The following is a 14,034-nucleotide window of genomic DNA, read 5'->3' on the forward strand; positions in this document are numbered from 1 at the left end:
TCCGCGTCTCCGGGCGGGCCGCTCGACGGGTGAGTCCGGGCACCCCGGGTGAGTCTGTCCCTCGCCCGGGTGACACGACGGGCGATACCGCCGGGTATGAGGCCAGCAATGGCGCGGGTCCCGGAGGGCGTGTGCCCCACAGGAGGGGTACGACCCCCCGAACGGGTGACAACCCCGTTCCAGACCAGCCTGTACTGTTCTGATCAGTCGCCGCGAGGTCCCCCGAAAGGCCCACACGACGACCGCACCACCAGCACCACCGCTGCCCGGCGACCCACCGGGCGCACCCGACAGGCCCGTCCGAGAGGACGAGCCGCGGAGGCACCCTCCTCCGCTCACCGCCGTCGCCGGCTCACACCCAGGCCGTCGACTGCACGCACCCGTCGCCACAGCTGCCGACGCCCTCCCCGGACGTCTGCAGGCGACAACGGCTCCTCTCTGCCGTCCGGGATCTCCGCAGTCCCGAACCAGGAGAGAAGTACTCGCATGTCCCGAACCATGCGCGACGCTCCGCTGTCCCCGGAAACGGGGTCGGCCACCACGTCGTCCACCGCCGACCGCCTCGCGGCCGGCACCACCGCAACCACACCCGGCACCACCAGCACCGGCACCCTCGTCCTCGACGAGCGTCCCGACACCGCGACGACCGTCGACCAGAGGCACCTAGCACCCTCCGGACCCGTCGGCCAGCGTCGCGAGCCGGTGCCCGCTCCTCGGCCGCGGGCCGACCACGTCAGCGTGGCGGCCCGCCCCGAGGGCGGCAGGGCGCACAGCCCGGTCATGGTGCTGCTCGTGCTCATCGCGACGCTCGGCATCCTGCTCTACGCGCAGTTCCTGCTGAACCCGAGCAACCGCGGCGACATCCTGCCCTACGCGATGATCATCGTCGCCGAGGCGATCCTCGTCGTGCAGACGCTCTTCGCGATGTGGACGATCCTCTCGGGCGGCCAGGACCCCCGCGACTTCGACTTCCACGCGACACAGGACACCCTGTACGACGAGGACGAGATCGACCGCCTGGGCCTCCGCGGCACGCCGCACCTCTGGCCGATGCGCGTCGCCGGCGAGAAGATCGTCGCCGACGTGTTCATCACGGTCTACGGCGAGGAGCTCGCCAAGATCGCGACGACCGTCCAGGCCGCGCTGGCCCTCAAGGGCGAGCACCGCACCTGGGTGCTCGACGACGGCCGCAGCGACGAGGTCCGCGACCTCGCCGCGCAGCTCGGCGCGCGCTACATCCGCCGCCTCAGCAGCAACGGCGCGAAGGCCGGCAACGTGAACCACGCGCTGGCCATCGCGAAGGGCGACTACTTCGCCATCTTCGACGCCGACTTCGTGCCCGAGACGGACTTCCTGTTCGAGACGGTGCCGTTCTTCGTCGACGAGAAGGTCGCCTTCGTGCAGACCCCCCAGACCTACGGCAACCTGACGAGCCTCGTCAGCCGCGGTGCGGGCTACATGCAGACCGTCTTCTACCGCTTCATCCAGCCGGGCCGCAACCGCTTCAACGCGGCCTTCTGCGTCGGCACGAACGTGATCTTCCGCCGCAGCGCGATCGACGAGATCGGCGGCATCGACACCGACTCGAAGTCGGAGGACGTCTGGACGAGCCTGCACCTGCACGAGGCCGGCTGGAAGTCGATCTACATCCCCATGACGCTCGCCGTCGGCGACGCCCCCGAGACCATCGAGGCGTACAGCAAGCAGCAGCTGCGCTGGGCGACCGGCGGATTCGAGATCCTGTTCCGCCACAACCCGCTCAGCCCGCGCCGCACGCTCACGATGGACCAGCGCCTCCAGTACTTCGTCACCGCGACGAACTACCTGACCGGCATCGCCCCGCTGTTGCTGCTCATGGTGCCGCCGATGGAGATCTTCTTCGACCTCCGCCCGATGAACCTGCACATCTCGGTGCTGCAGTGGTTCCTCTTCTACGCCGGCTTCTACCTGATGCAGATCGTGCTGGCGTTCTACACGCTCGGCTCGTTCCGCTGGGAGGTGCTGATGCTCGCCACCGTGTCGTTCCCGATCTACGTCAAGGCCCTGTGGAACGTCATCAGCGGCAAGGACGAGGCGTGGAGCGTCACCGGCCGCAAGGGCAAGGTGTCGTCGCCGTTCAACTTCATCATCCCGCAGGTGCTGTTCTGGCTGTTCCTCACGCTGACCTCGTGCGTGGCGCTCGTCCGTGACGCCGACAACGGCGTGCTCACGCTGGCGACCGTGTGGAACCTGCTCAACACCTTCATCCTGTCGGCGTTCCTCGTCGCCGCCTGGCGCGAGGGCCGCACGCTCAAGCGCTTCGCGAAGGCCGAGCAGCGCGGCGAGGTGACCGACGCCCCCGTGGTGCTCACCGCGCCTCCCGGCTCAGCGCCCGTGTCGCGTCGCACGCAGGTCTCGCGGCCCGCACCGCGCACCGGCGAGGAGATCCTCGCCCTGCAGCAGGCCGACGAGGCCGAGCAGGCGGCGGCGACGGAGGCGGACCTCGCGACCGCGCACCGCCTCGCCGACCGCACGCCCTCCGACGACCCGGAGCAGACGGCTCGCGACCAGGCCCGCCAGGCCGAGCTCGCGGCGTCCCGCGCCTTCGCCCACGCCCACGAGAGGGACGCGCTGGCGCACGCCGCCGAGCACGACCCCGACTCGCTCGTCGGCGCAGCACGCCGGGCCGACCGGCCCAGCGGCCGCCGCGCCTCCGACGCCGCCCCCGACCACGGCGACGCCCCCGACCACGGCGCCCGCGCCGACGACTCCGGCGCCCGCGCCGACCAGCAGGAGAGGGTCACGTCATGACCTGGATGAACCGCCTCAAGATGACCGCCGGCATGCTCGTCGTGCTCGTGCTGGTCGCTGCCTTCACGATGATCTTCACGCAGCGCCAGCAGCAGGTGAACAGCACGAGCGCCGAGATCGCCGCCCAGGAGTACTCCGTCGGCACCGACTACAGCGGCACCATCACCCGCTCGTACGTCGAGAACGGCGACGAGGTGAAGGAGGGCGACACGCTCTTCGAGGTGCAGAGCCTCTCGCTGCTGCAGGACATCTCGCGAGGCCTGGTGACCTACGACACCGCGACCTACTCCGTGGCCCCCGACGGCACCCTCACCCTGAAGGCCGCCGTCGACGGCACCGTCGCCGACGTGCTGCTCAAGGAGGGCAGCTTCGTCCAGGCCGGCGGCTCGCTCGGCACCATCGACAAGGAGGACACCCTCTTCGTCGCCGCCGACTTCGTGCTGACGCCGCGTGACTACGAGCGGATCGAGTCGGGCGCCGAGGTCGACCTCATGCTGCCGAACCAGACCACCATCACGGGCAAGGTCGGCGTCGTGAACGTCGAGACCAAGGACGGCGACGCCGAGACGACGCTGCAGGTCTCGAGCGACCAGCTCGTCGAGGGCGCCTACAACGGCCTCGTCACTCCGGGCACGCCCGTCGAGGCGAAGCTGCACCTCCGGGACGACGGGGTGCTCGCCGGCCCCGTCGACTCCCTCACCGACTTCCTGCGTCAGATCGGGGTCTGATCATCGCTGACGCAGGAGAAGAGACGACGGGTCGTCGTCGTGGGCTGGGTCGTTCGGGACCCTCGACCGACGCCGCGACCACCCGTCACGCCGAGGAGGCGCGGGTCGACACCCGACGCGCGCCGCGCCTCCTCGGCACCCCCCGCCCCGCAGGGCACGGCCCCGCAGGCCGCCGCCTCGGAGCCCGCCGCCCGGCCGGTCGCCTCGTCGCGGCCCTGGCGCTCGTGACCGCCGGCGGCCTCGTGCTCGCCGGCTGCACGAGCGACGACGGCTCGGCCGGCCCCGACGGCGGCAGCACCGAGGGCCGCACCACGGCGGCCGGCGACGTGCTGCCCGCCTCGCAGGTCGACCCGCTCGTGGCCGCCCTGCCCGAGGAGTCGGTCGCCGACGTCCCGACGATGCGGCTCGCCGACGGCGTCCTGCCGCCGACCAACCGCTGGTTCTCGGGACTGGTCTTCGGCGACGAGCCGATGCCGGTCTTCCCGTTCCCGATCTCGTTCCAGCTGACCGACGACGGCTTCGCCGCCGGCCAGCCCGCCCCGGTGCCGTCCGCCACCGCGATCGTCGGCCCCGCGCTCACCGACGTCTCGGTCGACCTCGGGTCGTCCGACTTCGTCGTGAGCGGCTACGACGACGTGTCGGTCACCCTCGAGCACCGCGACGGCGACACCGTGCTCGGCCACACGACGATCGCCGAGGGCTCGCCCACGGTGTCGTACACCGCGGCGACGGCGCAGACCGACGCGCTCTCGGTGCTCGGCGACGGCACCTTCGAGGCGGCCGGCGACGGCCGCGCGACGGTCGAGGTCGGCGACGCCACCTGGGGGGTCGTCGTCACCGGCGGCACCCTCGACGCCGACGCCGCTTCCGTCTCGCTGGACGAGGGGGGCTCGGTCGTGCTCGTCTCGGTCCCGGCCGGCGCCTCCTCCGACCAGGCCGTGCAGGTGCTCGACGCGGCGGCCTCGCCGCTGACCGGAGTCACCACCTCGTACGGCACGAGCGGCAGCGGCGACCAGCAGCAGCAGACCACCGAGCTCGGCTACGTGACGGCGGCGGGCGGCGACGCCCTCGTCGTCGCGGCGCCCCACCAGGGCGACTCCGGCCCCGCGGCCGGCGGGACCGACACCGGCCTCACGTACCCGACCGTCTACGGGACGGTGCCCCTCTCGATCAGCACCGGCCTGTCGTTCGGGGCGCCCACCACGACGGCCTCGGCGGCGCTCGACCTGAGCGGGCTGAGCGACGCCGAGCGCGCCTCCGTGCGCGACCAGCTCGAGATCGACGTCAGCCTGACGCCGACCTTCGCGGCTGACACCTACTACGGCGGCAAGGCGCTCTACCGGGCGTCGATGCTCTACCAGCTCGCCGTGCAGCTCGACGACCAGGAGGTGGCGGCCGACCTCAAGAAGCGGGTCGTCGACCAGCTCGACCTCTGGACCGAGCCCGACGGCTGCGAGTCGCGCGACCAGGAGTGCTTCGTCTACGACCCCGCGGTGAAGGGCGTCGTCGGCAAGGCCGCGTCGTTCGGCTCGGACGAGTTCAACGACCACTACTTCCACTACGGCTACTTCCTCTACGCGGCCGGCGTCATGGCCGCGGACGACCCCTCGCTGGCCGAGGGCTGGCAGCCCGTGATGGACCTGCTCGCCGCCGACATCGCGTCGGGCTCGCAGAACGGCTCGTTCCCCGACCGTCGCGCGTTCGACCCGTTCTGGTCGCACAGCTGGGCCAGCGGCTACTCGCCGTTCGCCGACGGCAACAACCAGGAGTCGTCGTCGGAGGCGGTGGGCGCCTACGCGGGCCTGTCGCTCTGGGCGTCGGCCACCGGCGACGCGGCCCTCGGCGGCGAGGCGAGCTGGATGCTGAGCGCTGAGTCGCAGGCGGCCCTCGCCTACTTCGTGGCGCCCGACCTCAGCGACCCCGTGTTCCAGGGCGCGGCCGGCACGACGACCTTCGACCACACGGTCGTGTCGCTCAACTGGGGCGGCAAGCGGGACTACGCGACCTGGTTCTCGGCCGAGCCGTCGGCCATCGCGGGCATCCAGCTGATCCCGCTCAGCCCGACGTCGGTCGACTACCTGACCGCTGAGGCCGCAGGAGGCGCGGAGCAGGTCGACGCGTTCGTCGCGGAGGCAGCGCCCGACGGCTTCGACGGGCCGCTCGCCGACTACGTCCTGATGTACTCGGCCCTGGCCGGGAAGGACGCGGCCGCGTCGGCGCTCACGACGCTCGCCGCGCTGCCCGCGACGGGGATCGACGACGGGAACTCGCGGTCGTACGCGATGGCGTGGATCCTGGCGGCGCAGGCGCGCGGCTAGCTGCGCGCGGCTGCGGCTGCGGCCGCGGGTGTGGCTGCGGCGGCGCCTGCCTCGAACCGCGTTCCGCACCATGAACCGCGTTTGTTCGCGGTTCATGGTGCGGAACGCGGTTCCTCGCGTCCGGGGCGGCGTCAGCCGACGACGCGCGTGTCATCGACGAGCTGCGTGACGACGCCGTCGTCGCCCACCGCGACGAGGGTGCCGCCCCAGAACTGCAGGTCGCGCATGCCGGCGGCGTCGCCCTCGCCGGGCGTGAGCTGCCAGAGCGCGCGGCCGTCGGCGAGGTCGAACGCGACGACGGCGCCGCCGAGCGACTCGCCGACGAGGCCGATGCGGTCGGGTGTCGTGAGGTAGAGCGCGGTGCGCGACCCGGCGACGGGGGCGGCCTCCAACGGTGCGGCCAGGCGGCTCCGGAGGGCGCCGGTCGAGGCGTCGAGCACGAGCAGCTCCCGGCGCGGTCCTGTCCCGTCCGACTCGTCCGGCCGTCCGACGGAGACGGCCGTCCGCACCAGGACGTCGCCGTCGCGCTGCCCGGGGGCGGCCGCGAGCACGACGGGCGCAGACTCGTCGGCGCTCCCGGTCGGCGCCGACCAGCGCTCCGACCCGGTGTCGCGCTCGACGCACGTCACGGCCTCCTCGTCCGCGAACACCACGCAGCCTCCCACCACCGCGGGCGGGCGATCGGGTGCGAAGCCCCGCCTCCACAGCTCACGTCCCTCGGCCGCGTAGGCGATGCGCTCGACCGGGAACCCGTCGTCGCCGTCGGCCTGCAGGTCGACGAAGACGAGGTCGTCGTCGACGACGCTCGACGTGCCTCGCCCCCACGCCTCGCCCCACGCGCGTGAGGCGCCGGTCGCCGGGTCGACGAGCGACGCCGCCCCCGCCGTGACGACGAGGACTCGACCCTCGACGAGTCCGGCGCGTCCCACGGTGCCGAGGTCCGCCTGCCACGTCGACCTGCCGATCTCGTCGCGGGACAGCGTCGCGACGCGGGTGCGCGCGGGGCCGTCGACGAAGCCCGTGCCGCGGTCGCCGCCGCCGCCCGCGCGGGTCGTGACGAGCACCCAGTCGTCGTCGGCCTCGAGCACGGTGACCGGGCCCTCGGCCGAGACGCGGCGCTCGAGGACGAGTCCCGTCGCGAGGTCGAGCAGCGCCACCGTGGTGCTGTCCGAGCCGAGTTCCGTCGCCGTGGTGCCGACGACGGCCGTCGACGCGTCGGCGTCGACCCAGGCGCCGAGCTGGCCCGGGGCGGAGGCGTCGCTGACGTCGGAGGTCGCCGTGCTCCACCGCACGTCTCCCGAGCGCGGGTCGACCCGCGCGATGCGGTCGCCTCGGGCGGCGCGGTCGAAGCAGCCCGTCGTCGCCGTGCCGAGCTGCGTGGTCGTCAGGACGAGCACGTCGTCGCCCGCCCGGGCCAGCACGCGAAGGTCGAGGCAGCCGGGCTGCACGTCGGTCACCCCGAGGTCCGTGGGCTCGATCCGCCAGCCCTCCGCGACGGGGGAGCTCCGCAGCTCGTCGACGACGAGCCCGTCCGCCGGAGCACCCTCGGGGTACTCGGGCTGCGCGGCGAGCCCCGCAGAGACGACGAGGGCGACCGCCACGACGCCCGCCGCGGCGGCCGTGCCCGCTCGACGCCCTGAGGAGGCGCGCTGCCAGCGGGCGCGCAGGCCGCCTCCTCGTCCGCCCGGCCGGGCAGCACGGGCCCGGGCTCCGTCGTCCCGGGCGTCGCCGTCCGCTCGGCGTTCGTCGTCCCGGGCGTCGCCGTCCGCTCGGCGTTCGTCGTCCCGGGCGTCGCCGAAGGGGCGCGTGTCCTCGTGGTCCGTCACGGTGCTCGTCCCCTCTCGCGCGCCTCCGCCGATGGTACGGCTGCTGCCGCGCCTGCCCTTGCTGCCCCCTCGCACCCGATCACTCTCGAAATTCGAGAGTGATCGGCACCGTCCGGCCCCGTGGAGCCCGGTGCCGCAGTCGTCCGGCGACGGATCTCTCTCGGCTCGCCCGGAACCGCCCGCCGTTAAGCTGGTCCCGCCCGATCACCGCCGCCCCAGCCCGAAGGACTCCCTCATCGAAGCCCTGGTCATCTCGATCCTCGCCGTCGCGGCGGTCGTCCTCATCGTGATGCAGGTCCTGTACCGCCGCCGGGTCATGCGCCGCCGCCAGGCCGCGGGCCAGGACCCGGTCGGGCGCGGCACCTACGTGATCTTCGCCGTGACCGCGGCCTTCTTCCTCTTCGCGGTCTTCGTCTTCCCGCTGCTCGTCCGCGGGAACTGACGGGCACGGTCCGCTGCTCGTCCGCGGGAACTGACCCGCGCCTCCTGCACACGAGCCGCCCCGGCTCGTCGCGGCGGCCGCGGACTGCCTGCGGCGACGCGTTCCGGACATGGTGACGCGCTGGATCGCGTCACCGTGTCCGGAACGGGCCAGTCCGGTACGTGACGCCGCGTCGAGGTGCGGCTGAGCCCGCGACCACCCTCAGCCGGCGAGCTCGACGCCCGTCGTCAGCCCGTGCACGACCCCGTCGGGGTCGACGCGCACGAGCGTCGGCCCCCAGAACGCCGACGTGAACGAGCCCGACGAGAGCTCGATCGTCCACAGGGTGCGGCCGTCGGACAGGTCGAACGCGATCAGCGTGGGGGTGTCGCGGCCGCTGGGGAAGAACGTGGCCGCGTAGCCGGTCGTCCGCGAGGTGGCGATGACGTAGGAGGCGACCGGCAGCTCCGTCACCCACCGCTCGTCGCCGGAGAGCGCGGCCAGGGCGTGCACCTCCTTGCCGCGGTCCAGACCGCTCGGGTCGCCCTGCTCGTCCGCGTCGACGACGGCCGCCAGCACGTCGTCGGTCGCCGTGCCGAAGTACGCCTGCACCTGCTCGGCCTCGCCGCTGCCAGGACCCCCGTCGCCGTCGTCGCCGCCGCGGCCCGGGGCCTGGAGCGTGCGGCTCCAGAGCTCGTCGCCGGTGCGGGGGTCGAGGCAGGTGACCTCGCCGCCCGGGACGGTGACCGAGATGCACGAGTCCGTCACGGACGGGTAGCTCGTCGACGGGAGGCGGGCCGACCAGCGGAGTGCGCCGTCGGAGTCGAGCGACACCATCGTCGGCTCGCCCCCGGCGCGCCCGCTGAGCACGACCCCGTCGAGCGACGCGGCCCACGACTCGACGTTGCGCAGGCCGCCCGGCAGCGGCTCGACCGCGCCGTCACGCGCGTCGACGACGAGGGGCTCGTCGCCCACGTCGATGACCAGCAGGTCGCCGACCAGGCGCACGCTGAGCCCGGCGCCGGCGTTCCCCGTCCAGGTCGGCGCCGACAGGTCGTCCGCCCGGTAGAGGCGGTAGAGCGAGCGGCCGCCCTGGGAGACGGCGGCCCCTCCGTCCGAGAAGCGCTCGACGGGCTGCTCGGAGACGACGACGGCCGTCGTGCTGAGGCCCTCCACCTGGAGGACGGTACCGGTGCTGCTGCCGGTGCCGGTGCCGGTGCCGGTGCCGGTGGACGGGCCGGAGCCCTCGGGGTCGTAGCCGGGGTCGCTCCCGTCGGCGGTGCCGCCGGTGGCCGACCCGTCCGAGCCGTCGGACTCGTCCGATCCTTCGGCTCCGTCCGATCCGTCGGACTCGTCCACCTGGTCCGTCGCGCCGTCGTCCGGCGGCCCGCGCAGCACCTCCCGCACCTCCCCGGTCTCCGTGTCGATCCGGGCGAGGCCCGAGCCGACGATCGACTGCACCGCGACCAGGGCGTCCCCGGTCGCCGGGTCGACGCTCGCCTGGAGCCCGATCGCGTCTACGCCGACCGCCTCGGCGACGTCGGCGACCCAGAGCACCTCGCCCGTGCGCGCGTCGAGGCGGGCCAGGCGGCCGGGAGCGTCCTCGCAGCCGGAGTCGGGCACGTACCCCTGCGCCGACGTCGTGACGAGCACGTCGTCGTCGCCGAGCCGGGTGCTGCCGTCGAAGCCGACGCAGTCCGCCTCCGCGCCTGGAGCGAGGGCCGATCGCAGGTCGGTGCTCCACGCCGTCGCCGTCGGGGCCGTGCGGAGGTCGTCGACCTCGAAGGAGGCCCTGGCCACGGGGGCGTACTCGGGCCCCGCGGCGACGCCCCCGACCGCCACGAGGGCGGCGACGAGGGCGGTCGCGCCGAGCAGGCCCGCCACCCGCCGCGTCGGGGCCAGCCGTCGCCAGCGGGCGGCCGCGGCACGCGCGACGCCGGTCAGGGCCGAGGAGGCGCGACCGGGAGGGCGGAGGGGGCCGGCCGTCGAGACGGCCGGGTCCGGCGCCGCGGGGGCGAGGTCGCCCGCGTCGTCGACGTCCACGGCGCGGGGCCCGCCGTCGCTCCGCGCCGGGGCCCCCTCCCACACGGCCGGCGCCCGGGCGGGAGCCGCCGGGCGCCAAGGCTGATCGTCGTCGTCCCGCACGGCTCCATGCTAGGTCGGGACCGGGGCGACCGGGCCGGCCCGCACCTCCGCCGCCGCCCCTCTGCGACCGACCGTCCGGTCGCGCGACCGCCGTCGTCGAGCCGACGACCGCCTCCTCGACGACGCCTCGCGCGCGTGCACAGCCCGCAGTATGCTGGCGCGTCGCCCCCGGCCGGGGGCCGCGTCCGCCCACCGAGGAGCCACCCATGGCGACCACCCCGCCCCCGAGCGCCCGCCGCGGCCTGATGCGCACGAAGTCCGTCGAGTCGTCGATCCAGGACTCGCTCGAGGGCGAGAGCAAGCTGAAGCGCTCGCTGGGCGTCACCGACCTGACCCTGATGGGCATCGCCGTCGCCGTCGGCGCCGGCATCTTCTCGGTCGGCGCGAACGCCGCCGCGAACTTCGCCGGGCCCGGCGTCATCATCTCGTTCGTCCTCGCGGCCGTCACCTGCGGCCTGGCCATCATGTGCTACGCCGAGTTCGCCTCGACGATCCCCGTGGCCGGCAGCGCGTACACCTTCACCTACGCGACGATGGGCGAGTTCCTCGCGTGGATCATCGGGTGGGACCTCATCCTCGAGACCCTCACGGGCGCGGCCGTCCTCGCGAAGTACTGGGGCATCTACCTCAGCACCGTGTTCGAGCAGTTCGGCGTGCCGCTGCCCGACACGATCGCGCTCGGGCCGGTCCAGCTGAGCTGGGGGCCGTTCCTCATCGTCGCCGTCTTCACGGTGCTGCTCGTGCTCGGCACCCAGCTGAGCTCACGGGTCGGCAGCGTCTTCACGGTGATCAAGGTCGGCATCGTGCTGTTCGTGATCGTCGTCGGCTTCTTCTTCGTGAAGGCGTCGAACTACACGCCGTTCATCCCGGAGTCGCAGCCGCGCACCGGCGAGGGCGCCACCGACGCCTGGACGCAGTCGCTGTTCTCGTTCCTCAGCGGGGCCGCCCCGGCCCAGTACGGCGTCTTCGGGCTGCTGGCCGGCGCCTCCCTGGTCTTCTTCGCCTTCATCGGGTTCGACATCGTCGCCACCAGCGCCGAGGAGGTCAAGGACCCCCAGAAGACCATGCCCCGCGGCATCTTCCTCGGCCTCGGCATCGTCACGCTGCTCTACGTGCTCGTCGCCGTGGTGCTGACCGGGATGGTGTCGTACCGCGACCTCGCCTCGAGCGAGACGCCGAACCTCGCCACGGCGTTCGAGCTCGTGGGCGTCGACTGGGCCGCGAAGGTCATCGCCGTCGGGGCGCTCGTCGGCCTCACCACCGTGATCATGGTGCTGCTGCTCGGCCTCGCCCGCATCGTCTTCTCGATGAGCCGCGACGGGCTGCTGCCCCGCGGCCTCTCGAAGACCTCCGCCAAGCGCGGCACGCCCGTGCGCGTGCAGGTGCTCGCGGGCGTCGTCGTCGCGCTGATCGCCGGGCTCACCGACGTCGGCGTGCTCGAGGAGATGATCAACATCGGCACCCTGTCGGCGTTCGTGCTGGTGAGCATCGGCGTGATCGTGCTGCGCCGCACCCGCTCGGACCTGCCGCGCGCGTTCCGCGTGCCGCTCGTGCCGTTCCTGCCGATCCTCTCGGCGGTGCTCTGCATCTGGCTGATGCTCAACCTCACGACGCTGACCTGGGCGCGGTTCGCCGTGTGGCTCGTGATCGGCGTGGTCGTGTACTTCGCCTACGGGCGGCGGCACTCGCGCGTCGGGCGCGAGCAGGCGGCCGAGCTGCAGGAGGCGCCCCGGTCGTAGGGCGCGCGGGCTGCGGCTCGGCCGCGGCTGCGCCTGCTCCTGCGCCTGCGGCCGGCCGGGTGTCTCGGCGTCGAACCGCGTTCCGAACCATGAACCGCGATGAAACGCGGTTCATGGTTCGGAACGCAGTTCCTCGCGGTGCCGAGGTGGCCGAGGGACGCCGGTCGGCGCCGACGCCGGTCGGCGCGTGCGCGGAGCGACGCGAAAGGGACAAGACGACGCGGGGGCCCGCGTCGTCTTGTCCCTTTCGAGTCGGCTCGCGCCCGGGGGCACCCGCGCCCGGGCGCGCCCGGGTCAGCTCAGCTGGTCGAGGGCGGCGACGACCTCGGCGACCTCGGTGCGGGTCGTGTAGTCGACGTGGACGTCGGCGAACACGACCCGGCCGTCGCCGTCGACCACGAGCACCGTCGGGAACGGGATGTCGCCCGTCGCGTCCGCGTTGCTGTCGGCGACGTCGAAGCCGAGCTGGGTGTGGGCCGCGCGCGCGTCGGCGGTGGGCTCGGTCACGATGCCGAGCGCGCGGCTGAGGACGTTGCCCGGGTCGGACAGCACGGGGAACTCGAGCGATCCGTTCGTCGTGGCGAGGTCGCTGCCCTCGGGGGTCTGCGGGCTGATGGCGACCAGGGCGACGCCGCGGTCGCGCAGGGTCGGGAGCAGCTCCTCCTGGTAGGTCTTCAGCGTCAGGTTGCAGTACGGGCACCAGGCGCCGCGGTAGAAGACGAGCACCGCGGCCGACTCGCCGATCGTCTCGGCGAGGGAGACCTCGTCGCCCGCCGGGGTGAGCAGCGTGGCGTCGACGACCTGGTCGCCGACGGCGATCGCGTCCTCGGGGACGCCGACCTCGCGGAGGCTGCGCTGCTCGGCGTCGAAGACGGCGCTGAGCTCGGGGCCGATCTGGGCCGTGAAGCCCTCGTTGAACGTGCTGACCTGCGTGGCGATGTCGGTCGTCATGGCGTGCTCCTCGCTGAGGCCGCGCGTCGGGTGCGGGCCGGGTGCGTGCGACTGTAGGGGCACCTCCTCGGGGTCGTTCCCAGGTGCGTCACGGTTCGTCACGAACGCCGTCGTCGTCGCTGCCGCGTGCGTGGGTCCACGACTCAGGACCAGCGGCCCGGGTCTTCCTGAACGGTGCACGGCTCAGGACTCCGAGTCCCCCCGTCCCGCGATGCAGGACAGAAGTTCCTGAATGAGGAGGGAGGCGCGTCAGCTCTGGCAGTGGGGGCACCAGTAGGTGTCGCGCAGCTCGAGCTCCGACTCGCCGAGCTCGCCCCGGACGATCTTCGTGCCGCAGCGGAGGCACGGCTTGCCTGCCCGCCCGTAGACCCAGTCGGTGGTGCCCCGGAGATTGCCCGTGGTGGTGCGTTCGATCCTGTCCTTGTTCGCGACGATGAGCCGGTGCGCGAGGTCGATCATCTTCGGGCGGTTCTCGACCTCGCCGACCGGACGGGTCGGGAGCACCCCTCGCAGGAAGCAGACCTCGGCCCGGTAGACGTTCCCGAGGCCCGCGAGCACGCGCTGGTCGAGCAGGGCGAGCCCGACCTCGCGCCCGGGGTCGGCCTCGAGGTTGCGGAGGGCCAGCGCGGCGTCCCAGTCGGGGCCGAGCAGGTCGGGGCCGAGGTACGCCGTGACGCTGTCCTCAGGGTCGCGGGCGACGAGCTCGACGATGCCGAGGTCGAAGCCGACGGTGACCCACTCCTCCGTCTCGAGCACGACCCGGGCCTGGTACGCGGGCCGCCGCCACTTCGTGCCGTGCCTGTAGACGTGCCACGAACCCTCCATCTTGAGGTGCGTGTGCAGCGTGTGGTCACCGATGTGGTGCAGGAGGTGCTTGCCGCGGGCGATCACGTCGTCGACCACCTCGCCGCTGAGGTCGACCGTGGCGAACGCCGGGACGCGGAAGTCGGTCGCCGTCAGCACCTGGCCGTGCAGCACGGCGTCGAGGTTCTTGGCGGAGCGGTAGACGGTGTCTCCCTCGGGCACGGTGGGGGCTCCTCCTGGTCGGTGCGGTGCGGTGCGGTGCGGTGCTGTGGGTGGCGGGGCAGGTGCGGGCGTGATGTTCGTGTGCTGGTG

9 protein-coding genes are annotated in these 14,034 nt (G+C 73.3%); 5 read left to right on the forward strand and 4 right to left on the reverse strand.

Going from position 1 to position 14,034, the window contains the following annotated elements; translation table 11 throughout:
- Window positions 1–486 precede the first annotated feature (486 nt).
- From EDF20_RS06665 to EDF20_RS06675, 3 genes are all read left to right on the forward strand, one after another.
- Window positions 487–2,790, forward strand: a complete 2,304-nt coding sequence (locus EDF20_RS06665) for a cellulose synthase catalytic subunit (RefSeq protein WP_243833412.1) — start codon at window positions 487–489, stop codon at window positions 2,788–2,790.
- Window positions 2,787–3,518, forward strand: a complete 732-nt coding sequence (locus EDF20_RS06670; protein ID WP_148050099.1) for an HlyD family efflux transporter periplasmic adaptor subunit — start codon at window positions 2,787–2,789, stop codon at window positions 3,516–3,518. Before EDF20_RS06665 ends, EDF20_RS06670 begins: the two co-directional genes overlap by 4 nt.
- A gap of 224 nt (window positions 3,519–3,742) precedes the next feature.
- Window positions 3,743–5,836, forward strand: coding sequence for a glycosyl hydrolase (locus tag EDF20_RS06675; protein ID WP_133738173.1), 2,094 nt, complete (start codon window positions 3,743–3,745; stop codon window positions 5,834–5,836).
- 131 nt (window positions 5,837–5,967) lie between these two features.
- Here the strand turns inward: EDF20_RS06675 and EDF20_RS06680 are convergent, their stop codons facing one another.
- Window positions 5,968–7,662, reverse strand: coding sequence for a PQQ-binding-like beta-propeller repeat protein (locus EDF20_RS06680; protein ID WP_133738174.1), 1,695 nt, complete (start codon window positions 7,660–7,662; stop codon window positions 5,968–5,970).
- 130 nt (window positions 7,663–7,792) lie between these two features.
- Between EDF20_RS06680 and EDF20_RS06685 the strand changes: the two genes are divergently transcribed.
- Complete coding sequence (locus tag EDF20_RS06685; protein WP_123547591.1) at window positions 7,793–8,104, forward strand: hypothetical protein; 312 nt, start codon at window positions 7,793–7,795, stop codon at window positions 8,102–8,104.
- Window positions 8,105–8,305: 201 nt separating this feature from the next.
- Here EDF20_RS06685 and EDF20_RS06690 read toward each other — a convergent pair whose 3' ends face one another.
- Window positions 8,306–10,228, reverse strand: coding sequence for a PQQ-binding-like beta-propeller repeat protein (locus EDF20_RS06690; protein WP_133738175.1), 1,923 nt, complete (start codon window positions 10,226–10,228; stop codon window positions 8,306–8,308).
- 206 nt (window positions 10,229–10,434) lie between these two features.
- Here EDF20_RS06690 and EDF20_RS06695 point away from each other — a divergent pair, with 206 nt between their 5' ends.
- A complete protein-coding gene (locus EDF20_RS06695; protein ID WP_133738176.1) occupies window positions 10,435–11,967 on the forward strand; it encodes an amino acid permease in 1,533 nt (510 codons plus the stop codon).
- Window positions 11,968–12,261: 294 nt separating this feature from the next.
- On the opposite strand, the gene EDF20_RS06700 is transcribed toward EDF20_RS06695, so the two are convergent.
- Together EDF20_RS06700 and EDF20_RS06705 are read right to left on the reverse strand one after the other, a co-directional pair.
- Complete coding sequence (locus EDF20_RS06700) at window positions 12,262–12,918, reverse strand: peroxiredoxin-like family protein (RefSeq protein WP_123548274.1); 657 nt, start codon at window positions 12,916–12,918, stop codon at window positions 12,262–12,264.
- A gap of 249 nt (window positions 12,919–13,167) precedes the next feature.
- Complete coding sequence (locus tag EDF20_RS06705; protein ID WP_123547594.1) at window positions 13,168–13,944, reverse strand: DNA-formamidopyrimidine glycosylase family protein; 777 nt, start codon at window positions 13,942–13,944, stop codon at window positions 13,168–13,170.
- Between the last annotated feature and the right edge of the window lie 90 nt (window positions 13,945–14,034).

Origin of the sequence: Frigoribacterium sp. PhB116, assembly GCF_004364285.1 — a bacterium.
In the GTDB taxonomy this organism is placed as follows: Bacteria; Actinomycetota; Actinomycetes; order Actinomycetales; family Microbacteriaceae; genus Frigoribacterium.

Bases quoted from the DNA above. Each gene is read 5' to 3' on its own strand.
- EDF20_RS06700 (WP_123548274.1), bottom strand. From the start codon at position 12,918: ATGACGACCGACATCGCCACGCAGGTCAGCACGTTCAACGAGGGCTTC.
- EDF20_RS06670 (WP_148050099.1), top strand. From the start codon at position 2,787: ATGACCTGGATGAACCGCCTCAAGATGACCGCCGGCATGCTCGTCGTG.
- EDF20_RS06665 (WP_243833412.1), top strand. From the start codon at position 487: ATGTCCCGAACCATGCGCGACGCTCCGCTGTCCCCGGAAACGGGGTCG.
- EDF20_RS06695 (WP_133738176.1), top strand. From the start codon at position 10,435: ATGGCGACCACCCCGCCCCCGAGCGCCCGCCGCGGCCTGATGCGCACG.